The organism is Pseudoalteromonas sp. ABV4_021 (genome assembly GCF_056159365.1).
Window position 1 is genome coordinate 352,164 of the sequence record NZ_JBSWVB010000002.1, and the last position, 23,800, is coordinate 375,963.

At 39.3% G+C, this 23,800-nt stretch carries 20 protein-coding genes; 12 read left to right on the forward strand and 8 right to left on the reverse strand.

Annotated elements, in window-relative coordinates; genetic code table 11:
* Positions 1-75: 75 nt before the first annotated feature.
* The 6 genes from ACXAFE_RS15940 (at position 76) to ACXAFE_RS15965 (ending at position 4,332) form a co-directional block, all read left to right on the forward strand.
* Positions 76-780, forward strand: coding sequence for a tetratricopeptide repeat protein (locus tag ACXAFE_RS15940; protein WP_475154603.1), 705 nt, complete (start codon positions 76-78; stop codon positions 778-780).
* 57 nt (positions 781-837) lie between these two features.
* Positions 838-1,422 (forward strand): DUF7010 family protein, encoded by a 585-nt coding sequence (locus tag ACXAFE_RS15945; RefSeq protein WP_475154605.1) that lies wholly within the window; start codon positions 838-840, stop codon positions 1,420-1,422.
* Positions 1,415-2,494 (forward strand): sensor histidine kinase, encoded by a 1,080-nt coding sequence (locus ACXAFE_RS15950; protein ID WP_475154610.1) that lies wholly within the window; start codon positions 1,415-1,417, stop codon positions 2,492-2,494. Before ACXAFE_RS15945 ends, ACXAFE_RS15950 begins: the two co-directional genes overlap by 8 nt.
* Positions 2,491-3,093, forward strand: a complete 603-nt coding sequence (locus tag ACXAFE_RS15955; RefSeq protein WP_475154612.1) for a response regulator transcription factor — start codon at positions 2,491-2,493, stop codon at positions 3,091-3,093. The genes ACXAFE_RS15950 and ACXAFE_RS15955 overlap by 4 nt, the downstream gene beginning before the upstream one ends.
* A 368-nt stretch (positions 3,094-3,461) precedes the next feature.
* Complete coding sequence (locus ACXAFE_RS15960; protein WP_071186289.1) at positions 3,462-3,713, forward strand: hypothetical protein; 252 nt, start codon at positions 3,462-3,464, stop codon at positions 3,711-3,713.
* A 103-nt stretch (positions 3,714-3,816) separates the two neighbouring features.
* A complete protein-coding gene (locus tag ACXAFE_RS15965) occupies positions 3,817-4,332 on the forward strand; it encodes a hypothetical protein (RefSeq protein WP_475154615.1) in 516 nt (171 codons plus the stop codon).
* 257 nt (positions 4,333-4,589) lie between these two features.
* Here the strand turns inward: ACXAFE_RS15965 and ACXAFE_RS15970 are convergent, their stop codons facing one another.
* The 4 genes from ACXAFE_RS15970 to ydiJ all read right to left on the reverse strand — a co-directional run bounded on the left by ACXAFE_RS15970 (position 4,590) and on the right by ydiJ (position 11,583).
* Positions 4,590-6,839: an NAD(P)-binding protein gene (locus ACXAFE_RS15970; protein ID WP_475154617.1), complete on the reverse strand. Its 2,250-nt coding sequence runs from the start codon at positions 6,837-6,839 to the stop codon at positions 4,590-4,592.
* 1 nt (position 6,840) lies between these two features.
* A complete protein-coding gene (locus tag ACXAFE_RS15975) occupies positions 6,841-7,815 on the reverse strand; it encodes an acetoacetate decarboxylase (RefSeq protein WP_475154622.1) in 975 nt (324 codons plus the stop codon).
* 101 nt (positions 7,816-7,916) lie between these two features.
* Complete coding sequence (locus tag ACXAFE_RS15980) at positions 7,917-8,510, reverse strand: arylesterase (RefSeq protein WP_475154626.1); 594 nt, start codon at positions 8,508-8,510, stop codon at positions 7,917-7,919.
* A 31-nt stretch (positions 8,511-8,541) separates the two neighbouring features.
* Entirely contained in the window at positions 8,542-11,583 is a 3,042-nt protein-coding gene (gene ydiJ, locus ACXAFE_RS15985; protein WP_475154632.1) for a D-2-hydroxyglutarate dehydrogenase YdiJ, read from the reverse strand.
* A 174-nt stretch (positions 11,584-11,757) separates the two neighbouring features.
* Between ydiJ and ACXAFE_RS15990 the strand changes: the two genes are divergently transcribed.
* Positions 11,758-11,970: a PGPGW domain-containing protein gene (locus ACXAFE_RS15990; RefSeq protein WP_010559264.1), complete on the forward strand. Its 213-nt coding sequence runs from the start codon at positions 11,758-11,760 to the stop codon at positions 11,968-11,970.
* 111 nt (positions 11,971-12,081) lie between these two features.
* Here ACXAFE_RS15990 and ACXAFE_RS15995 read toward each other — a convergent pair whose 3' ends face one another.
* Complete coding sequence (locus tag ACXAFE_RS15995) at positions 12,082-12,657, reverse strand: HAD family hydrolase (RefSeq protein ID WP_475154637.1); 576 nt, start codon at positions 12,655-12,657, stop codon at positions 12,082-12,084.
* A 191-nt stretch (positions 12,658-12,848) separates the two neighbouring features.
* On the opposite strand from ACXAFE_RS15995, the gene ACXAFE_RS16000 reads away from it, so the two are divergent.
* Together ACXAFE_RS16000 and ykgO are read left to right on the forward strand one after the other, a co-directional pair.
* The gene (locus ACXAFE_RS16000) at positions 12,849-13,100 is read left to right on the forward strand and encodes a type B 50S ribosomal protein L31 (RefSeq protein ID WP_010559267.1); all 252 of its coding nucleotides are present in this window, start codon (positions 12,849-12,851) and stop codon (positions 13,098-13,100) included.
* Entirely contained in the window at positions 13,100-13,243 is a 144-nt protein-coding gene (ykgO, locus tag ACXAFE_RS16005; RefSeq protein WP_010559268.1) for a type B 50S ribosomal protein L36, read from the forward strand. Before ACXAFE_RS16000 ends, ykgO begins: the two co-directional genes overlap by 1 nt.
* A 93-nt stretch (positions 13,244-13,336) precedes the next feature.
* On the opposite strand, the gene ppsA is transcribed toward ykgO, so the two are convergent.
* Positions 13,337-15,709: a phosphoenolpyruvate synthase gene (ppsA, locus tag ACXAFE_RS16010; RefSeq protein WP_475154644.1), complete on the reverse strand. Its 2,373-nt coding sequence runs from the start codon at positions 15,707-15,709 to the stop codon at positions 13,337-13,339.
* Between the two features lie 659 nt (positions 15,710-16,368).
* Between ppsA and ACXAFE_RS16015 the strand changes: the two genes are divergently transcribed.
* The 3 genes from ACXAFE_RS16015 (at position 16,369) to ACXAFE_RS16025 (ending at position 19,407) form a co-directional block, all read left to right on the forward strand.
* Positions 16,369-17,430: a hypothetical protein gene (locus tag ACXAFE_RS16015; protein ID WP_475154647.1), complete on the forward strand. Its 1,062-nt coding sequence runs from the start codon at positions 16,369-16,371 to the stop codon at positions 17,428-17,430.
* Between the two features lie 106 nt (positions 17,431-17,536).
* Positions 17,537-18,346: a posphoenolpyruvate synthetase regulatory kinase/phosphorylase PpsR gene (ppsR, locus tag ACXAFE_RS16020; RefSeq protein WP_054979829.1), complete on the forward strand. Its 810-nt coding sequence runs from the start codon at positions 17,537-17,539 to the stop codon at positions 18,344-18,346.
* Positions 18,347-18,552: 206 nt separating this feature from the next.
* A complete protein-coding gene (locus ACXAFE_RS16025; protein ID WP_475154650.1) occupies positions 18,553-19,407 on the forward strand; it encodes a hypothetical protein in 855 nt (284 codons plus the stop codon).
* A gap of 265 nt (positions 19,408-19,672) precedes the next feature.
* Here ACXAFE_RS16025 and ACXAFE_RS16030 read toward each other — a convergent pair whose 3' ends face one another.
* Complete coding sequence (locus ACXAFE_RS16030; RefSeq protein WP_475154652.1) at positions 19,673-22,057, reverse strand: P-loop NTPase fold protein; 2,385 nt, start codon at positions 22,055-22,057, stop codon at positions 19,673-19,675.
* Between the two features lie 459 nt (positions 22,058-22,516).
* Entirely contained in the window at positions 22,517-23,782 is a 1,266-nt protein-coding gene (locus tag ACXAFE_RS16035; protein WP_475154655.1) for a metallophosphoesterase, read from the reverse strand.
* Between the last annotated feature and the right edge of the window lie 18 nt (positions 23,783-23,800).

Genomic DNA, 23,800 nt, shown 5'->3' on the forward strand with positions numbered 1-23,800 from the left:
ATCAAGCTCCTTTTTAATGAAACTATAACTGACTAGAAATAACGGTCAGTCATTAATCATATAAAGGAAATTACTATGTACCTAATTACGAAAAACATCTACGCATTACTTATTGCTACTGCAACGTTTACAGCTAACTATGCAAGTGCTGATCAAACGACTATTGATGAGATTGAATTGGCGTCACAGCAAAATAATGTGGCTCAACTTACGCAAATAGCAAGCACTGCCAAAGGCTATGACGCGGCGCTCGTTAACTATCGCTTAGCTATCGCACATAACATTATGGGCGAGAGTGACAAAGCGATAAGCTTACTCGATAGCGCGCAAATGATTTTAACAGATGAAAAACTTAGCGAAGATGAAACAGAGGTTAATGCATTACTTGCCCAAGTTTACGGCTACCGCATTTCGATAAAACCTATTACAGGTATGTACTACGGCATTAAATCGTCTAACGCGCTTGAAAGCGCGAGTCAAAGCGATGAAACAAACCCCCGTGTGCATTTAATTAAGGGCATTATAGCTTACAACACACCAAATATTTTTGGTGGTAGCAAACAACAAGCTCTTAAGGCACTCAATAAGTCAATTAACCACTATCAAAACGACGATAATTTCGGTTATCAGTGGGGTCAGGCTGAAGCATTGGTTTGGCGTGGGCTTACTCACTTAGCACTTAACGATGTACAAAGTGCGCTTAATGATTGGCAGGCATCATTGGAGATTGCACCAAACTACACCTGGCCACAAATGCTTATTAGCAATAATCAAGGTTAACCGCCCAAAACACAGCTAATGGGCAGCATGCTGCCCACTCTCTACTTAGGACATATCATGAAAACATTAGATCAGTACCGTGAAGAATATAAACAGAAAAAACTACTCGCTATGCCAATCGCGGGCTGTTTCACATGGGCCGTATTGGGTATTTTAGGTACCTTTATCAACAGCCAATACATGGGGCTTATCACCTTTATTGGTACCGGAATGATTTTTTACATCGCGTTAGGTGTCGCCAAGTTAACGAATGAAACCTTGTTTGTTAAAAAATCCGAGCGCAACCCATTTGATAATTTGTTTTTAAGTACAGTTGTTATGTCTGTGATGGGTTATGGTTTAGTGATCCCAATGACTCAACTTGATCACACCACCGTACCGTTAAGTGTTGGTATTATATCTGGGTTAATGTGGCTTCCACTTTCTTGGACGTTACAGCACCCACTCGGTATTATTCATACAGTTACACGCACAGTATCCCTTGTTATTTTGTGGTATTTATTTCCGGAAGATAGATTTGTAGTACTGCCTTTTGCTATTGTACTCATCTATTTATTTAGTATTTACCAATTGTATTCACGCTGGCAAAATCAACTTAAGCAAACACACTCAACGGCATTAAACGTAGGTCAAAATGGATAATTTTAAACAGAGCCTCGCAGTAGAAGGAAAGTCATATTGGGTGTGGGGGCCACTTGCCTTTTCTAGCTTTTATTTTTTACCCCTTATTTTTAGTTTTGAACGGTTTACGCTATTTAAACTTATCGCTATGTTTATGTTGTATTGCGTATTTATTGTCTGTTACGTAAAAGCGGTAAACGCGAAAGGTGAAAAAGCACTCGCACCCGTATTAACAATCGTAGCCCTTGCAACTTTTGGGGCTTATATTACCCCCGGCACACAAGCACTGTTTGGCTTTGCCTGCTATTTTTGTGGCTTTAACTTTAGGCAACATAAAGGGTTACAAGGGTTAATAGGCGTATTACTTGGCATTGCGTTATCGTCCTATTTGTTTAATCTAATGGATTTGTACTACATAGTGCCAGCCCTTATCACCAGTATTGGCTTATATTTTATGGGTCGTGCTGAGCGCCGCGAACGCCAACATAGATTAAGTGAAGAACAAAGCCAACAACAAATAGAACAATTAGCTATGGTGGCAGAGCGTGAGCGCATCGCCCGAGATTTGCATGATTTAGCAGGCCACAGCTTATCGTCAATCGCCCTAAAAGCAGAGCTTGCTGAAAAACTTATCTCGAACGAGCAAGTACGCTTGGCTCAAAACGAAATACATCAAGTGGCAACCCTTAGTCGTGCATTATTAAGTGATATTCGTCAAGCGGTTACCAATATGAAGCAGTTTAAATTAGACGAACAGTTAAACCACCTAAAAGGCGAACTAATGCAAAACGGCTTTCAGGTAAACATCAAAAATAACTTACAAAACGCCTCTCCAGCTTTACAAAATACCGTATCACTTGTGCTAACTGAAGCAACGACCAATATTTTACGTCATAGCAAAGGTAACAAAGTAACGATTGATATTAGCGAAAACAAAATTTCAGTAACAGATAATGGCAAAGTGCACACATTTACAAACGGCAATGGCCTTAGCGGTATAAAGCAGCGCATTGAAGCACTGGGTGGTGAACTCCTTGTCAGCAACAAAAATGGCTTCTGTTTAGCCATGACTTTTAAAACGGAATTATCATGATAAATGTACTTGTGGTTGAAGATCAGCAAATGGTTAGAGAAGCAATTAGCGCGCTAGTTGGTTTAGACCCCTTTATTAATGTTGTTGGCCAAGCACAAGACGGCAAAGCAGCACTCACGTTTTTACATGAAAACACAGTCGATATTGTGCTTTCAGATATTGAAATGCCAAATATGACCGGAATTGAATTAGCGGAATCTTTGCAAAAGAATAACGCTAGTTTAAAAACCATGATTATGACTACCTTCTCAAAAGCAGGTTACATAAAGCGCGCGATGAACGCAGGTGTGTATGCCTTTATCTTAAAAGAAGCCCCGTCAGAGCAACTCATTAATGCGATTAAATCGGTGCAACAAGGTAAAAAGGTGATTGACCCTGAACTTGCCCTACTCGCACTATCAGATACCGATCCACTTAACGATAAAGAGCGTAAAGCACTTAAATTAGCGGGTGATGGCCTTAAAACCCACGACATTGCCGCTAAGTTATTTTTATCAGAAGGCACAGTGCGCAATTACCTGTCAGAAGCTATCAGCAAATTAAACGCGGTAAATCGTGTGGATGCAGCGCGTATTGCACAGCAAAAAGGCTGGTTATAAACCAGCCTTTGTAAACATATTATTTGTAGTAGCACCTATCTAAACTGACATTTTTAAATTTTTGGTCCGCTCAAATCGTACAGTTGATTAGGTCTACTATGAGCGATCAACGGTTATTAAAAAAAATATTTTTCAGCACTGATTTTATGTCCAGTTGTTATGATTTTCTCCTATATTCAGGAAAACGACCCATTTGGTCGTTTTTATCCTTTTGATTATTTCTAAAATGATTAAAAGCTTATCTGTAGCAACAAGTTAGTTAATGTGGTAGAACTGGTACAATGATAAAAATGACCCGAGGCTCGGTAGAAAAACGACCCAATGGGTCGATATTAAATTGTTATGTTTTTTATTAAGGAGTTTTCAACATGGAAAAAGCATTAAAAAGAATGAAGCTTTCGGAAGAAAAATTAGATTTTAAAATTTTTGCCTTTTTATTTCCTATAGTGACTTTGCTATTGGGGATTGGCTTAGGCTTGATGTTAAGTAATCTAGAGGCATTTCTTTATACTGTAGACAAACCATCATCAATAGTTTCATTAAGCATTTTAACCATAGTTTTTGTTTGCACTTATTGGTATTACGCGAAGTTATTCAACAAGTTGCTACCAAAAACATAACAAGTGCCTAAACGCAAAACAGCAGGCTTGCGCTCCTTCGTCGCTAATTTTAGCCTGCTATTTTGCGCCTGTTAGGCAAGCGTTATGCTTACAAGGAGGTTGAATGAGAGATAGCGTATTTAAGATAATGTTATCTAAAAATCACAAGATTAGCTTTTGTGTGTGGTTGAAAATTACATTGTTAGAAATCTACTTAGGTGAGCAGTTGCTTGAGATGATTTCCAATACCGCATCATATAATCACGAGACTGAAGAACTGACTATAGGTAGCGAGTCGAATGGTTGGAAAAAACCACTGATTGACTACATCCCTTCGACATATCTGAATGCTAAGTTAAAGGATTCGATATTACGACTACTTCGAATAAAGTACCTTCATCAATACAAGCTAATAAAAAGGGTCGACTCTAAATCTTTAGAGTATGACGACAAAGCGACATTATATAAATTAAACCACGCTTCGTTGCATCTGTTAACGGAACTAAAATTAGCATACAACACGATTTGGGTAGGTCTAAACCTTACAATAGATCTAATCGTCTATTTCTGCACCAAAGATTTAGCTACAACGCTTGCAGTTGGGGGAGCTTTAGAATTTATTAGGCGCTTTAAATTGTAAGCATAACAAACAATTTAAGAGTGATTCAGCACGCTTGGCATTTTTGGTTTGAGTTAAGCTTAGTGTTTACGGTGGTCAAATTGAGTGCTGTGGTTGCGTGCTTTACACCTTAATTGGGCGTTACTGAACGTCTGCTTTCACTATCCAAGAGTATTAATGGACTAGTAACCGAACGTCTCAAAATGGCACTTAAGTGACTTTCAGATTTGATTGAATCCTATTAATCAAATCTGAAAGATCACGTTAAAACAGAATCATTATTGCTCGTCAGGCTCAAAACCAAATTCACCACTAATATGATTCGGGTAACCACAAATAGCGCGAGATGTTGCCATGCCCGCCATGATTGCGGCTTCTACACAACCTGCATTAACACCGGTTTTGATCCAATCTCCGGTAATCAGCAGATTAGCAAATTGCGTCCCATCCGTTGCTAAACGGTATTGGCTAGAATCAACCACCGACATTACATATCGCTCACTGGGATCGACATTTGCGCGCCAATACTGGCTATCAAAACGCGCCTCTCCTACTGCATTTGTTGTATCCATAAGTGCTTGCCAATCAAATTCGCCTTGTTTGGCAATATCCGGCCACAGTGGATACATTTGCTGCGTAAGTTTAAAAACGCTATTGGCTTTTACGCGTGCATTACACACAGCTTGAAAATCACTCTGGGTACTTGGTGGAAAACTGTCTTGCGTAAATGCACTGCAAAAATAGGCGACATTTTTCGGCTCGACATCACCTTGCCAATCTTCTTTATTAATCAGCTGATCCATTGACGCCCAAGTATCAAAAGGTTCGCTAAAGCCACTTAAAATTGGTTGCTCACCACTTGCAGGCGTATACGCCCAACCTGTTTCATCAAGCGGTTTGTCTAACCATAATTGAAACGCTTGTGTTGCAACGGCTTTTACTTTTTGTGAAGTTAAACTTAGCCCTTGGTCTTTTGCTAGTAACTTTTCGCATAAATGAGGCAAACTTGCGACCGATATACCATAAATGACTTTATCAAAATCAACGCCCTGTTTTAGCGTCACTTCTGGCAGGGCTTCGCCAAAGTGCTGCTTATAAACGCTTGGCCAATCACTGTAAAAACTCTCCAAATTAATATTGTGCTGTTTTATTAGCGCTGCTTGCTCATCATCAATTTGTTCATAAAGTGGAAATGACGGCCAGCATGGTAACCCTTTTACATCAACAAGCGGATGGTATTGCCCTGTTTTTAGTGCAACCTGCTTAATGAGTTTAATCTCATCGACACTGTTTTCACCTGCATTGCTTTGCGTTGGCACAAGTTGCGTAACTTGGTGGAAATATTCAAACTTAACGCCGCGTTTAATGAGTAACTCGTAAATCGGACTAAATATGGTATCGCCCATACCTGCTTGCATTTTCCACATAACTCCGCCGTGATAACAAAGCGATAAGCGCAGCATTGCCAACGCCGCGACGCCCGCTTCAACATTGGGTTTTGCAAAGTCCCCGTCTTGGTAAGCAAAGACAAGATCATAAAAGCCACGAACCGGCGCAGAATCTACTGAAAACTGTGTGTTTGCCCCGTGTTTTTCTAACCACGCTCTAAAATCAAGATTGTTAATTGCGCCAAAGCCACGTTCAAACACCTTGTCTTCAATTAAGCCTTCCATCATGGCAAGGGCTAAATCAGCGCAAATATAAAGGCGTCGAATATCTGCGTTATCTTCAAGTAAGTCCTCAAACTCCTCGTTTAACCAACGCTTAAAACGTCGGATGATCCACTGAATCGCGGATGGGTGTTTTGTATTAGAAAGGTTTTTATCGCTAGCGCGCTTATCAAAAAAGTAACTAAGCTCACTTAGCGTTACTTGAATATGTTTTGAGAACGTTTCTAGCGAATCTTCGGCATCGTCTTTAAACTCTTGCCATTCGTCTTTGATATCGTCGACTTTTTCTTTTACTTCATCAATAAAGTGGGCAAAAAGGTTTTGCTCTTCGTCGTTTTCAGGCGTTTTAATATCACGCGCCTTATTCAATGAGTTCGCTTTATGTTCTAATTCGCCGATAAACTTTTTTATCCAAAAATACAATAATCGCGCGATTTCCCAAAAGTGTAAATCCAATGTGCCATCCGCAGGGTTGCCCGGAATGAGCGGAAAATCGACAGGCCATGTTTGCCACTCGTTATCAATCAGCTCTTGTAATACAACATAACTATGAGGCTTAAACGCCTCTTGCCAGGTTGCTAGCGGCATGTTGTCGGGGCGTGCTAAGTTATCGTAGACTGATTGAATTGTTTTAAAAGAATTTACATAAGCGCCAAACCATACGTGAAGTCCGTGCTCTTCGATACGTTGACCCAAATAAGGATTGCGACCACTAGCGCCTTTACCACCAATGCGCCAACCTTGCTGATACACAGTGATATCGTACTTATCTTGCCAGTTTTCATCGTCTGTTAAATACACTGCGGCGGTCATCGCTGACACGCCACCGCCAAGTATCACAATTTTTTCTTTTGCCATGTTACAGTCCTTTTGTAGCTATAATTTCACACGCTTTTTCTTGGTCAAAATCCATTACAACATTAAATGGTAATAGCGCACGATGGGTGCCGGGATAAATTCCAAACATTTCACCAAGCGGGAACGTGTCTAGTTGATACACGGTCACGTCAAATTCATGCTTATAGATTTTAGCGCTGTGTACCTTCTTAATAATTGACGGAGAATGCACAACGCCTTGGTAAACTGCTTTACTGCCATCACCATTTGGTAATTGCTTGAATAGGATCTGGTCCATTTGCGGGTTTACAAAACCATCAAGCAACTGCTTGATAGCGTTTAAATCAAGATCAAAAAAGTCAGTATCGGACTTTAGAATTTCAAACGCTTCTTTCACTAGTTCGACAAAATCACTCACAGGGTGTTCGCCGCCTTGCTCAACTAAATTTACTTCCAGCAGTTTATGTTTTGCCATTTTGGTATTCGGCGAAAAAGGCTGAAAGGCATCAAGGCTAAGTTCAAAAAACTGAGGTAACTCACCAATGTTTGGCATCTTATAGTCACACAAATATTTGTTATAACCCCAGGTCTCGCGTCCATTTATCAATGCATAAATATTATTTACGGTGATAAACGCTGGATACCAATAAATATGGTCAACTTTTTCTTTGCCACGTTTGCTCACCATTTTGGCGACTGGTAACCAAAATATAATGTCGGTCTCTTGCATCCAACCTTGTTCATTAAACGGAGGTACTTTAGATGCGATATTTTCAATATCCGTAAAGGTAAGCAAGGTGTATGCACTTAGCGCCTTGAAGCGAAATTCATCTGATTTAACCGCGTTGAGTGTTGTGTCGATATAGGTTTGAATTTTTTCGCTACAGCCTTTAACGAAAAAGCCATATTGAATAGCATTCAACATGCGACACGGTGGTTCGGCAATAACATTGCCGGGAAATTGAATAAAGTTGGGTTGTAAAGGTGCTTGCGCCATAGTCTTCCCTCTAAATCGCAATTCAAATTAGGTATTTAACCCTTTGAAAATAGTACAAACTTGCGAAAGAGGGAATAATTAGTTTCTATTATTTTTACGCTTTAATCGGTAATTTCGATGTGTTTAGCAATTTCACTGGCTAATAACGCATAGCCTTGCGCGTTGAGGTGTACTCGGTCGGATTTTTTGCTGGCATCACCTAATAAATCGGGCAAGGTATCTTCAATAAGCACCAAATCATATTCATCAGCCAGTTTTTTATACACTGGCATCGGTGAAAGTAACAAGCCAAATTGCGGTACGGCAACTAACATCACTTGCGCACCGTGTTGCTTAGAGCGGATAATCATTTGCCTTAGATTTGCTTCGAGCTGGGTTTTACTTTTGTTTTGCAGTACATCATTACCGCCATAACAAATAATAATAAGGCTCGGCATATGCGTAGTTAACACAGTGTTTAAACGCGCGAGCCCTTGGCTGCTGGTTTGGCCTGAAATGCCGCTATTTATCACTTCAATGCCTAACTCGCTCGCCAGTTTTGTAGGATAACTATTTGATTTATCGACCCCAACTCCTTGTGTAAGGCTGTCGCCAAACGCAACTATGTTAGCGTATGGACTAATTTGCACGGTATTGTTGCCGCCGCAGCCATAAAGGCAAGTTACCATAAACATTAACAATGTGATGCGTATCATATTACTTGCCTCTATACGTTAAGCCGTTTAGCTAAAGCAAACTGTTTAACAGTTGTATTGGGTGTTTTGGTTTGTTGCCGTTATTAAAACGCTTAACTTGTGAGCGACAGGAAAACCCGGTCGCAACAAGCTGTTCAATTGGTGTGTTATCAACCGTTTGTTGCCAGCTCATTTCATAAAGCGCACGGGATTTGTCTAGGTTTTGCGTTTCATGACCATAAGTGCCCGCCATACCACAGCAGCCGGTAGCTTTAGCATTGAGTGTTAAACCAAAGTTTGCAAACAGGTTTTGCCACACCTTACTGGCATTTGGCATTGCCGTGGTTTCGGTACAGTGGTTTAGTAAAACAAAACTGCTATCTGAATTTGCATCTTTTTGCTCAAAGCGTTGCGTTTCAAACCACTCGTGGGCCAACAACACGTGGAAATCGCCACGCTGCTGGCCAAGTGCTTGGTTGTATTCGTCGCGATAACACATCACAAGCGATGCATCTAAGCCCACCATAGGAATATCCAGTTGTGCTATTTGGTTCAAAAATGCAGCACTGTTTTTCGCTGTTTTTGCAAACTCGTTTAAGAAGCCTTTTACATGCTGTGGCTTACCATTTGGTTTAAACGGCAATAGCACTGGCGTTTTACCAAGTTTTACCAGTAACTGGCAAAAATCTTCCAATAATTCAGCTTCATAAAAGCTAGTAAACGGGTCTTGTACAATTAAAACAGTTTGCTGCTTTTGCGATTCATCCAGTGTTTTAAGCTGATTTAGATTAAACGCAAACTGCTTCGACACGCGTTTTATAATGGCGTTGTCGCTCAATAATGGTGAATCCACATAACCGATTTGGTTTTTCAAAAAGCGCTCTACAAACCCTAATTTCAAAATAGGATTTACTAAGAAGTGTATTTTACTTAAAAGCGGCGCTTGCGATTCAATGTTAGCCACTAAGTAATCTTTAAATGGGCGTTTATAACGGGCATGGTATAAGTTTAAAAAGCGTGCACGGAAGGTCGGTACATCCACTTTGATTGGGCATGCCGTTGTACACGCTTTACATGCCAAGCATTCATCCATCGATTCTTTCACTTCATGGGAGAAATCGTAAGCACCTTTGGCTTTTCGTTTTGCGAAAATGCGCTTTTCCCACCACGACTTAGTCTCGCCTTTCGCAATCGCTTTTTCGCTTTCGAGCAGATCTATGCCCTTTTCGCTTTGTAAACGCATCCACTCGCGCATTAAACTGGCACGCCCTTTTGGTGAATAACGTCTGTCTTTTGTTACTTTATACGATGGGCACATAGGTGAGTGGCTATCATAGTTATAACAAAGACCGTTACCGTTACACCCCATGGCATTATCAAAACTGTCTTTAATGGTGACCGGGATTTGTTTATCGAAATGGGCACGTTTTGTATCGTCAACGCTGACAAGCTGCTCTTTTGAGTTGAGTGGCGTACAAATTTTACCTGGGTTTAACCTATTAAGCGGATCGAATGCTGTTTTGATCTTTCTAAGTTCAGTAAACAAGGTATCGCCAAAGAATTCTGGGCCATATTCACTGCGGTAACCTTTTCCGTGTTCACCCCACATTAAACCACCGTATTTAGCGGTTAGTTTTACCACTTCATCCGAAATATGACGTAGTAATTTTTCTTGTGTTGGGTCACACATATCAAGAGCAGGCCTTACATGCAAAACACCAGCGTCAACATGGCCGAACATGCCGTAGTTTAAGTTATGTGAATCAAGTAATTGCCTAAATTCAGCAATAAAGTCTGCAAGCGCTTCTGGTGGTACTGCCGTATCTTCGGCAAACGCCAATGGTTTTTCTTTACCCTTTACATTGCCAAGCAAGCCTACCGCCTTTTTACGCATCGCATAAATTTTTAGAATGTCGGCCTTAGAATGCGTTACCTGATAACCAATGATCCCTGCTTGGTTATTTGCCATTAAGTCATCAAGTTTAGCCAATAAGCCATTTACTTTGTCATCAATATCCGCCTGATTTGTCGCATTAAACTCAACCATGTTGAGGCCTTGCATGTCTTTACCCGGCACATCTTCAATCAGGCTTGAAACTGAATGCCAAATTATGTCTTCTCTAGCAAGATTAAGTACACGGCTATCGACGGTTTCAACCGAAGTCGCTTTGGCGTCCACTAAAAACGGTGAATTACGAAGCGCTGAATCAAAGCTATCGTATTTTATATTGATCAGCGTTTTAAATTCGGCAATCGGGGTAATATTGAGTTTGGCTTCGCAAACAACCCCTAACGAACCTTCTGATCCCGTAATAATGCGGCTTGCATCTAACGTGGTTAGTTCATCGTTGAGAATATTTTCTAAATCGTAGCCTGTTAAAAAACGGTTTAAGCGGGGAAATTTCGCTTTAATTTGGTCACGTAAGTTTATACCGGTATCGAGTAATTGTTGATAGATTTTTCCGCGTGTTGATTGTTCTTCGGCATAAGTTTTTGCGGTCGTAACATCAACCGGAGCGGTATCAAGTTCAGTACCGTCTACCAGCATGGTTTTTAAGCCCAGTACATGATCGGATGTTTTACCATACACAAGTGAGCCTTGACCCGACGCATCAGTATTTATCATACCGCCAACGGTTGCACGGTTACTGGTCGACAAGTCCGGCGCAAAGAAAAATCCATAAGGACGTAAAAAATCATTAAGCTGATCTTTAATTACACCGGTTTGTACGCGCACCCACTTTTCTTCAACGTTGATCTCTAAAATCTCACGCATGTGGCGCGATAAATCAATCACCATACTGTGTGTTAGCGATTGACCATTGGTACCTGTGCCGCCGCCACGCGGTGTAAATTTGATTTGCTGATATTTGCTTTGATTTGCGAGGGAAAAAATCTGTTGAATATCTTGGCTTGTTTTTGGAAACAAAATACCTTGCGGTAACGCCTGATAAATGCTGTTATCAGTTGCGGTTACAATGCGCGTTGCGTAGCTGATGTCGATTTCACCACTATAGTGTGTCGTTTTTAACTCAGCTAAAAACGCCTCTGCTAAAGGCGATAAAGTATCTTTTTGATCTATTACTTCAATCATTACTTGCTCGGTGACGGGGAACAGGGTTTGCACTCATTATATCAAAGAAATACAGCGAGTTTTGCTTCATATTTACAGTTTGTAACATCATTTATTCGCGCACTAAACCTAATTTTTTATACTATGAATAAATATCGTGTTTATACGTAAATTTATGCGTTTAGGGTGCTACAAATGAAAAAAATGATAAACCATGTATTTGCAGTAATGTTTCTAGCGCTTGGCTTGCTATTTATGGTGGTGCCAGGCCCATCACTGATCTTTTTTATTGCTGGTTTACTGTTGTTAGCGTTTTACTATCCTTGGGCAAGACGCTATTTAAGTCATTTTCAAAAAGCGCTTAAATCATCTTGCCAGTTTATCGATAAAAAATTAGCAAGGCGTTAACGTTAAAATTGGCTTTAAAACGTACATTTACGCTGCTAGCTAAACTAGCAGCTTAATAGTTCGTGCCGTAATCCATTTTAAACTCCCCCTCACTCCTAACAACTCAGCAATTTAAGCGAAACGCGTCTGTAACTCAGCGTAGCTTTCAAATACATAATCTGCTTGATGTGCATAGTCTGGTGTTTCGAACTCGCAAAATAGCGCACTTTCCACCCCAGCATTTTTCGCAATGTTAATGTCGTGCAAATAATCCCCTATATATAACAAGTTAGCGGGTGCGATATTCCACTTTTCTGCCAGCATAAGTAATGCTGTAGGATTGGGTTTTGCCGGCGCGTCTTCACGGGTTATTACGGTTTCGATTGGTATTTGATTGTTGGCTATTTTGATTGAGCTTGCTTCAATACTGTTTCGCGTAATAATCGCGGTGGGATAGTTTTTATTAATTAAATACTGAACGAAGTGCTCTGCCCCTTCAATCCACTTTGCACTGTGAGCATCGTCAAGTTCTAAACGCTTTATTGTGTGATTCGCTAAAGACTGTTTAGGCTCATCTAACGCATCAACAAACTGCAAAATATCTTGGTCTAACGGGCAGCCAATTTCCTTTCGCATAGTTTTAAAACACAAGCTACACGTTACTAGTGTGCTATCTAAATCGAAAATTACACCTTTGATATGTTCCATACTGCCTCTGTGTTAATTGCTTTTAGCGTTATACAACAAAAATACGCTAACAGATTAGGTTGTAAATGAATTAATCCAAGTTCTTAGCAAACTAACTTATTTATTTTTGATAATAATTATCATTTGATATTGATTGTTATGTTATAACAATTTATATTACGTGATGTTGTAACATATTAATTGGAGCTTTTATGAAACCTGGTATCCACCCTGATTACGGTAAAGTGGTTTTTCACGACACAGCAGCAGATGCATATTTTTTAGTTGGTTCAACCATCAAAACCGATCGCACAATTGATTATCAAGGAAAAACATATCCTTATGTGGCGATTGATGTATCGAGTGAATCGCACCCGTTTTATACAGGTAAACAACGCGCTGCTCAATCTGACGGCCGTATTGCGAAATTCAATAAGCGTTTTGGTAAATTAGGAAGCAAATAATGCAAGTTTTAAGTTCATTAAAAAGCGCGAAAAAACGCCATCCTGATTGCCAAATCGTAAAGCGTCGCGGTCGCTTGTTTGTTATTTGCAAATCAAACCCACGCTTTAAAGCAGTTCAGGGCAAAGGTAAAAAGAAAAAATAGTTTTATGAAATGAAAAAAAGGCGCATTTAGCGCCTTTTGTTTTGTCAGCTTTATACTGATGACATATCAGTTAAAGGAACTGGTTAATACAATTTATTTAGCGTGCTTCTCACCAAGGTATAGCCAAGTTTCAAGCACTGTGTCTGGGTTTAATGACACAGAATCAATACCCTGATCTACAAGCCAGGCTGCAAAGTCTTCGTGATCTGACGGTCCCTGACCACAAATACCCACATATTTACCTTTTGCTTTAGCGGTTTGAATTGCCATTTCTAATAGCTTTTTAATTGCAGGATTACGCTCATCAAATAAATGGGCAATTAGTCCTGAATCGCGGTCTAAGCCAAGTGTTAACTGAGTTAAGTCATTAGAACCGATAGAGAAACCATCGAAATACTCTAAGAACTCATCAGCTAATAATGCGTTAGACGGCAATTCGCACATCATAATTACTTTTAAGCCATTTTCGCCACGTTTTAAACCGTGCTCTTCAAGTAGCTCAATGACGCGCGCTGCTTCTTCTAAGGTACGTACAAATGGGATCATGATTTCGACATTGGTCAAGCCCATATCATTGCGAACACGTTTTATCGCTTCACATTCAAGGGCAAAACAATCGCGGAAATCTTCTGAAATATAGCGAGATGCACCGCGGAATCCGATCATTGGATTTTCTTCTTCCGGCTCGTATTGCTCACCACCCACTAAATTCGCGTATTCGTTTGATTTGAAATCAGACATACGCACAATTACGCGCTCTGGCGCAAATGCTGCACCTAGTGTCGAAATACCTTCAACAAGTTTGCTGATATAAAATTCAACCGGACTTGCGTAACCTGCCATCATAAAGTCAATTTCAGATTTTACGTCGTCAGACTGAGCATCATAGTTAAGCAGTGCTTTTGGGTGCACACCGATCATACGGTTAATGATAAATTCAACGCGTGCTAAACCAATGCCTGCATGTGGTAAACGCGCAAAGTCGAATGCTCTGTCTGGGTTACCCACATTCATCATAATTTTCATTGGCAGTTCAGGCATTTCATCAACGCGAGATGTTAATACTTCATAATCCAGTAAACCTTGGTAAATGTAGCCCGTGTCGCCTTCGGCACAAGAAACTGTCACTTCTGCGTTATTTTCAATGGTATCAGTTGCGTTACCACAACCTACTACAGCAGGAATACCTAACTCACGTGCAATAATTGCGGCGTGACACGTACGGCCACCACGATTTGTAACAATCGCTGCAGCGCGCTTCATAATTGGCTCCCAATCAGGATCGGTCATGTCGGTTACTAGCACATCACCTTGCTGTACTTTATCCATTTCATCAATTGAGTTAAGTACGCGTACTACACCTTTACCAATTTTATGCCCAATCGCACGGCCTTCGCATAACACGTTTGACGAACCATTTAGCTGAAAACGTTCCATTACGTTAGCGTCTTCGTTAGAACGTACTGTTTCAGGACGCGCTTGTACAATATACAGCTTGCCGTCATTCCCGTCCTTAGCCCATTCGATATCCATCGGGCGACCATAATGCTTTTCAATGATCACGGCTTGTTTAGCAAGTTCCATTACTTCTTCATCAGTAATCGAGAATTGATTTGAGCGGGTTTGTTCAATATCCACTACTTCTACTTGCTTGCCGTGAGATTCATCGCTTGAATAGATCATCTCAACTGCTTTTGAACCCAGCGTACGGCGCACAACCGCAGGGCGATTCGCCGCAAGTGTTGGCTTGTGTACATAAAATTCATCTGGGTTAACAGCGCCCTGCACTACCATTTCACCAAGGCCGTAGCTTGATGTGACAAATACTACATCTTCAAAACCAGATTCGGTATCAATACTAAACATTACACCTGACGAGGCTTTATCAGAACGAACCATGCGCTGAATACCCGCTGAAAGTGCAACACCACGATGATCGTAACCTTGGTGAACACGGTACGAAATTGCGCGGTCATTAAATAACGACGCGAATACGTGCTTAATTGCCACCATTACTGCGTCAATACCGCGCACATTTAAGAATGTCTCTTGTTGCCCTGCGAAAGACGCATCTGGCATATCCTCAGCAGTTGCTGATGAGCGAACGGCAAACGAAACATCTTGATTTTCATCACCATGAAGCGTTGCATACGCTTCACGAATTGCAGAATCTAAATTACTTTGGAAAGGGGTATCGATAATCCATTGACGAATTTCGCCACCAACGCGTGCTAATTCGTTTACGTCATCAACATCAAGCGTATCAAGTACATTGTGGATTTTATCGTTGAGGCCTGATTGCTCTAAAAACTCATTAAAAGCATCAGATGTTGTAGCAAAACCACCAGGCACAGTTACGCCTGCGTTTGCTAGGTTAGAAATCATTTCACCGAGGGAAGCGTTTTTACCACCAACACGTGGTACGTCGTTCATACCAAGTTCTTGATACCAAAGTATATATTGCACGGAAATTCTCCATAAGCAAAAGGTTGTGAGAGTGTGTTATCTAATCCTAGTTGAGATAACATCAAGTTGCTAAATGTGAACGCCTATTACATCTGCGATAAGTTTGAACGGGTAGCAGGGATTAAGGTTTCGTTTAAAGCGAGCATGATTTTACATAGATGAACAAACCAGGTAAAGCGAGCAAAAACGACAAAATCAAGGACAAATACCCGAAAAAAAGTAAAAATTAACCTTAAATGCGTTAAAACTGCATTTTTATGCTAGTGACACCGGTGCCAATAGCAAAATTAGAATAAATCATAACAATAAATTTTTTTTAAATATGATATTAAATAAGTGTTTAAAGACCTAATTTGAAGCAAAAACAGTTTTTGAACCAATAGACTCACCTATGAACGCAACCCGATTATTTTTGGCTTATACCCTTTAAACACATTAATACGTTCTTATGCCAAGGTCATATATTTTAGAGCCAGTAAATCGAGCCTAAAGCGAGTAACGTTTGTCATGAACAGCAACGATTAAAGTGCCTTGTCAGGATATGTTAATTGGTTTAACATTTCTGTTAACGTGTATTTCGGCAAAGGAGTCGCCGTTTAAATACACCAAAACCTTACAATTAATTCATTAGCAAGCAGTTGAAAAACATGGAATATGCAATGAGACGCGCAGACTTTTATAACCGAAAACGTATGGTGCATTTGGCATCGTGCGCCGCTTTTATCATCTCGACCATTTTAATAAGTTTAATCCTTGCAGAATGGCATAAAAAATCCCTTGCTTGGGTAAAAAATGGCTACTTAGCACAGGGAACAATCGTAAATATTGATAACAAACCAAGTAAGCTAAATACGCTATTGCAGCGGGCAAGACTTCATACCGCTTTCGCGATTACTTACAGTGTAAAAATCAATAACGCACTGTTTAAAAAAAATGCCTATGTAGATCAGAATGTGTATGCAAGTTTGAGAGAAGGTAAGTCAGTTCCAGTATACATCGCAAAAAATGGCGAACAGCACAACTTAAAAACCAATATCGATAATCAACTAGCGCAATCACATCTTGTTTATTATTTATCTAAAACCGCCATCATTACTGTGCCGGTATTTTTAATTATCCACGCGCTGCTAATGCTTATATTTGTTCGAACTCGCGCAAACATCTTGCTTAAAGGGTTTTATACTAAACACTCTTGGTTAAATACTAACGACAATGTACTGATTTGGTTAACCGATACGCAAATCATCGTTATCCGCTTTGAAAAACATCAAACTAAAATGCTGGCTCAGTTCTATCAACAAGAAGCATGTTTAGACGATTTAATTGCAAAGCTTAAACGCCCTAATATCTACGCAATTGATATCGCAGATATTAGCGCAATTGAAAGTGAATATGCCTCACCAAAATTATTGGTATCAACCGCGAATCGAGCCTATAAACTTAGCTTTATGAATTACGGGTTAAAACATCACGCATTAACTCAAATCGCACAACACCTACCCGCGCACCTTATTCACAGCGTTAATAAGAAATCACGGATTATGGGATTTATGCCATGGTTTTTGCTCTCAGTGCTTTGCGTAGCAGCCGTTTTACAATTAAATAATCACGCGCTTATTTTAATAATTGCTGCAATTTTTATAATAAAGCTGTTACCAAAATGCATTTTTCATATCTGTTCACCGCGCGAAGTGCAGCGTTGGCGAATACCTGATATTTGATACAGATTCCTTAAAGGAAATTAAATGCCTGCAACCTAATTTAGGTTGTGTCGTGTTTAATTATTTGCTCTTATATAAACGCTCTCACAACAAAAATAAGGTTATTATGCGCAGCGCATTTTATATATCCGACGGTACAGCAATTACCAGTGAAGTATTTGGTCATGCTACCTTGTCGTTATTTCCTGTCGAATTTAAACACATCACCATTCCGTTTGTTGAAACTGAACAAAAAGCATACGAAGTTAAATTGCAAATTGATAAAGCGTTTAAATTAAGTGGTGAAAAGCCTTTAGTGTTTTTTACCTTTGTTGATCCTCAGTTAAGCGACATCATTTTATCGTCACAAGGACAATGCTTTGACTTTTTAACCGCGTACAGCGGCCAAGTAAAAGATACGATTGGCGTTGAACCCGTGCCACGCACACACCGAACTCACTCAATCCATGAAAAAAGCTACGATTTCAGAATCGATGCCGTTAACTATGCACTTGCCAACGACGATGGCAGCAATTTAAAAGATTACGACGAAGCCGATATTATATTGGTCGGTGTCAGTCGCAGTGGTAAAACGCCCACCAGCTTATATTTAGCACTTCAGTACGGCATAAAAGCGGCTAACTACCCACTGACTGAAGATGATTTAGATATGATGCGTTTGCCTAACGCGCTTAAAAATCACAAAAAGAAACTGTTTGGTTTAACAATAAACCCTGAGCGCCTTGCTGCGATTCGTAACGAACGTATGGCCAACAGTAAATACGCGTCGCTAAGGCAGTGCCGCCTTGAGGTACGAGAAGCTGAAATGCTCTATAAGAAAAATAAAATTCCTCATCTAAGTTCAACACACTTTTCAGTTGAAGAAATCTCCGCGAAAATCCTCGCCGAAACCGGTTTAGAAAGACGCAAATACTAGCGCGTACTGGTTTACGCCACCTGATATCTTGCACCTAAAGTCATATAAGTTTTAGGTGCAATACGCATAAACACGTCAATATGATCCTGAGAAGATTTACACCGTATATAACTGATAGTGTATTCATTTGTCACGTCGTTTGTGCCATATTTATTGTGTAGGGACTTTGTTAAATACGGAGCGTATTAACCTAACCGCGAGAATTTATGCGCGCAGTACTTTTTAGCTTGTTACTTTTCAATCATGGTTTAGCCTTTGCTCAGATCATCGATATTTATATTCGCGATGATGTGTACAAGGATTATCAAACGTTTGTCAATGGCCGTGACATTTCCACAATCTCCAATTTTAAAGGAGATGCAATTCGACGCGATGTAGTCGATATGATAATTGCACAAAAGGCACTTAAATTAGGCGGTTTTCACCACAGTTTCAATTACATTCCAGGTAAAGTGAATTTTCGTAATACCCGTATGCTAGAAACCGGTAAGCTCTTGATTAGTTTCGACACTTATTGGTTAACTGACGCACATGCTAAAGCCAAATATTTGCACATTAGCAAACCGGTGATCCGCCAAGGTGAATATATTGCTGGGGTTTATACTAAAGCAGGGCGAGAAAGATCTCTTAGCTTAACTCAAATGAGCGATTTTAAACGTTTAAGTGCGGTATCAACGCCAAAATGGCGCACCGATTGGAAAACACTCTCAGATTTACCGCTCAAAGAGTTATTCATTGAGCACGAGTGGATCAGTATGGCGCGTATGGTCAATACTGGCTGGGTAGACTTTATGTTAATGCCATTTAATTCAACTGCTGACCAAAGTTTTAAGCTCGATAAAATCAATTTGGTACCTGTACCAAATGTTGCAATAGAGCTGAAAGACAGTCGTCACTTTGTTATTAGCCGTAATCACCCTCTTGGCTCACAAGCATACCTAGCCCTTGAAAAAGGACTAAACATGTTATGCAACCAAGGCGCAATAGAGAAAGCCTATACCCAAGCCGGCTTTTTTGTAGATAAACAGAATTTAAATATTATTAATGCGCAGCAAGACTAAACGCTATGTAAAACAGCAATTGGGTCTTATTGTATTGGAAAAGCTTAACTTACTTTGTCAGATTCAATTTTTAGATTTTAGAAATTTTGTAGTCGTATGTGTGCTAATAGATACCGCTCAAATGCAACGTTATGTATTAAACTCAATTGCAAACCAGACGTTTATCTAACTCATAAGCGGAGGAGTCGCTTTGTGCGGCCAAAAGCGTTTATTGGCTCTGCTAAATAACAGCAACTCTGATTCCATTAATTTAGTTAATTTATTCTTACTTTGATTTTATTATTTTATTAACAAATTCAATGGCTTTATTTTTATCGGCTCTGAAACCTTTATCGATATCTTCTTTATTACTATTTTGATTAATCATTATTAAGCGTTCATATTCGTCGCGATCACGAACACTTTCTAACTCAATGTTTTTAAGCGTATTTAAAAGTAAATACAAGGTATGCTTTTCCAGCATAAAAGCAGTATCTTTAGGCACAATAGTACAAAAGATGAGTAAAATCATTTGACCCTGTCTATCACTGTTTATAAAACGATTTACGATCAAATTTAGATACTTTTCAACTGGCTCTGATTCATCATTGTTGAATATACGATAACGACTATAACTCAAGTAAATATTTACAATTTCAAAAAAAGTATTAAATTTAAAACTTGACCTTAGGCTACAAAAATCCTCTACGGCGGCCTCTGAGTATAGATAACTTCTTAAACCACTATTTGAGTTATTTGATATACTTCCTCTTATTCTCAAACTATCAAGTAGATATTGAGAACCCTCTTTTGAATCAAGCATAACTGCACGATGGACTAAAGATTTAGCAATATCAACCTCTTCGATTTTATTATGTAACATAGCCCATCCATATGACTTTACTGAATCAACCCAAAACTGTCGATTTACTCCATCTTTAAACCCGTTACATAAAGTTTCTAAGGCAATCTCATTGCCTTGTACAACTTGAGAAATAGTCTCATACACCATAAATTGCTTAGGCTCACCATCATTGATAAAACCAGAAAATAAAATACTTTGAATTCGTTCGTTATTTAGTGAAAAAATATGATTCTCAATGTTTTGTAAAGAAATAACTCTACCTAGTGTTTCATTTTGGTCATCTGGCATTCCAAATAACTCGATAAAATTAAAGTGCTTAAGTGTATCCTTTACAATTTCTTCCATTTGAGGAGTAGAGTTAGGAAAATGTTTATCGATGAATGCATTAAATCTTATTTCTTTACTAAGTATGTCAGCATTTAACATCTGATATAGAAGGTCATATAGTGTTGGTTGATTATTTTTTAAAGCCTGAATTAAGATAAAGTCATAGAGCATCACTTCACCTTTGACTTTTTCCCATGAGGACTCGATTTGGCTTGATAAGGTCTGAAAATGCCTGTGTGAAGGCAATAGCTTGTTAATTAATGTTGGGCACTTTTTTTGCTCAGAATATGGCAGCACATCTTCATAATACTTTTGTAAATCTTGATCAATTAATTCATCTACCAAATTGATTACATCTTCTTTGAAATTTGGTACTGGGAAATCTAACCTTATAGGACAAATACGTAGCAATGTATCTGAAAATTGAGGGGTGTTTTCACCTGCAAAAATATAATCAATTCCTTTAATTTCTTCTAGCCTATCAAGGAGGCCAGCTAGTGCCTCAAGGCTCGCTGAAGCCTCTTTATTTCGATCGAGATCTTGTATTGTTACTATTAGCCTCAAATTAGCAGCATCAATTACATTACTTAAACTTTTTAAAATCACATCTGGTGAAGTTGGCTTATGTATAAATGCAGCTATTACTTTAGATGATGTGTTTCCGGCATTCATGGCTGAAATATAATGTGAGGGCAAAGACCTAAACTTACACATATCTATTTCTTTACCTAGCGCAATTAACACTTCATCAAGAACAAACAGGATAATAGACTCCGTCTCAACGCCCCATAATTCGATATTGCAATGAACTAATTTTGGACTCTCTTTTTTAGACTTTATGGTTTCAATAGCCGAGTTTATAGCGGTTGTTTTGCCTACACCAAACGGCCCACACACGGCAATACGTATGCTTTTTCCTGATTTGTTATTTAAAGCAGAGGCAATCTCATCAGAGATATATTGTGTCGAGCTATGAAGTTGAGGTACTTGTTCATTCGAGTTATGAGTACTGCTGGAGTGCTTTAAAATAGAGCGCAGATTTTTGAGAACATTTTGAATAAGCACAAGAGAAGGCATGCATATTAACCCCAATAGCAGAGGAAAATATGTGAGGATAAATTCGTAACTTAACAATCTATAATTAGACTTAAAATCATAAACTAGCCAAATAGAGATACAGCAAATTACAGAAAGCATCAAAGAAGGATAGCGCAAGTTAAAATGCCAATACCTTTCCTTATCATAAACAGAAAAGTTTCCTGCAATCTTATTAACGGTTAGACCACCTAAAAACAATAATATTGCGTAACCATTAATGACCGATAAATTAGTACTAATTAATGTTTTTTGAAGAAAGTTAGACCACCCCAGCCAAAGAGTTTGGATACTCGTTACCGATGAAAAAATTGCAAATATGAAATAGGTTACCAAACCATATACAAATAATGTCGCATAACGAGAAAAAGTTACTGTATTCATCCATATACTCAAAAATCACTTTTTTGTATGCTAACATGGGCATGAAAATTAGAACACGTTAGTTGTTCATAAGTAACAAATAATAGCCTCGGCAAAAACACACGAGTAAAGCCTCATTTTAAGTAGATACGTTAACTCATTTTTTGAGGCATAAATTAAATAAGCTGGCGGAGCTTCCTCTTAGCAGGTGAGAGAAAGTTTAAAGACGAATGTGCTTTCCCAAGCCAAATTTAAAAACGAGTAACTGTCAGCTCAAGTTTGAGCTAGTACACTTAACACATTATATTTTGTGGTTTGAGTAAGGCTTTATCAGCAACCAACCCTCACTCAGAACTACCTATCTGTAAAAATAAAGCCCATATCCAAAACGTTAAATCAAATATGGGCTAATTTAAAAACTTAAGTTTAAAGGTCATTTTTCAAAAATAATGTTTAAAAAACTTTTAGTCAAAAATCACGTTAGTTACTGCGATGTTTAAAACTAAAGCTCTTTTCTTTTACTAACTCACCACTTTTATTGGTTGGTGTCGTATAAAAGTTAACGTTTAACTCATCTTGTTGATTATCGAGTTCAATATGGGCAAATCCCCAAGTGAATGCCTTGTTCCAGATGAGATCATATTCCTGATATTGACGCTCTTGATAGTTTGCCAGGCCGCGGTGTACACCGCGCATTTTAGACGCAGCGCCACTAATTATAAGCGGTAATGGTGGTTTTTTTTCAGTTGAAACGCGCGAACAATCATCAGCTAACAACTCTAAGTCGTGTTCATGTCCTGCAATATACGCATCCGCATATTGGCATAGTTCAGGCAAAATTAAGCGCCTTAATACATGGCCTTCATCGTATTTTGTGCCACCAATTGACCATAAGATATGGTGACCATAGACAATTTTCCATTTTGCTTTTGAGGTTTTTAAGCCATTAGCTAGCCATGCAAGCTGTTTATGATCTTCACCATCAAGTGGTACTTCGTGTTTTTCAATGTCTTCGACTTCTGCTTGCCCGTTAGCAAGTGCCGTTGCTAAACCTTGCTCACTGCCATCTTTCGCTAGTGGAATTTCATAGTAATGCTGACCTGATAGCAGCATGTTGGTATCTAACACAAAAAATTCCACATCATTTCCGGGCGAGCCTTTCGTAAAACGATAATACCCTTGTTTATCCATGTGGAAATTAGGCTGTTTTGCCATCCAAGCTGTTTGTAATGCAACCCCTTTACGCGATGTTTTCCAGTCGTGGTTACCCAACGCAGAGTACACAACTAACTCCGGTTGCTGCTCAAACAAAGGCTTTAGCGGTGCTAAAATAAGGTCGTTCATGCGTTTTTGGTCGTCTTTTCCATCGTTCGCATCTGCACCATCAGGGTAAATATTATCACCCAGTTGAATACCAAACTGACATGCAACGTTTTTACAAAGCGTTGCCATTGCCTTGCCTACACTTGAAGCTCCAGTGTCCTCAGTGGCAATCTCGGTGCCCGGATAAACATAAATTGGCGCATGACCAAACTCTTCGATTGGGCGGTGTTCTTCTAGCCAATCTTTTTTTTCAGCAGCAATAAATTCAGCTTTAGTTTTTGGCTTTGTTACGTGTTTTTGTTTTGGATAATCTGGGTGATAACCGCCATCGCCAAATGCTAAAAACGAAATTCGCTCGTTTGAGTGCGCTGGTAATGCGCTCGTTGCCAATAAAAAACTTGTTAAAATGGTTATTTTTTTCATACAAATCGCCGCTAGCGC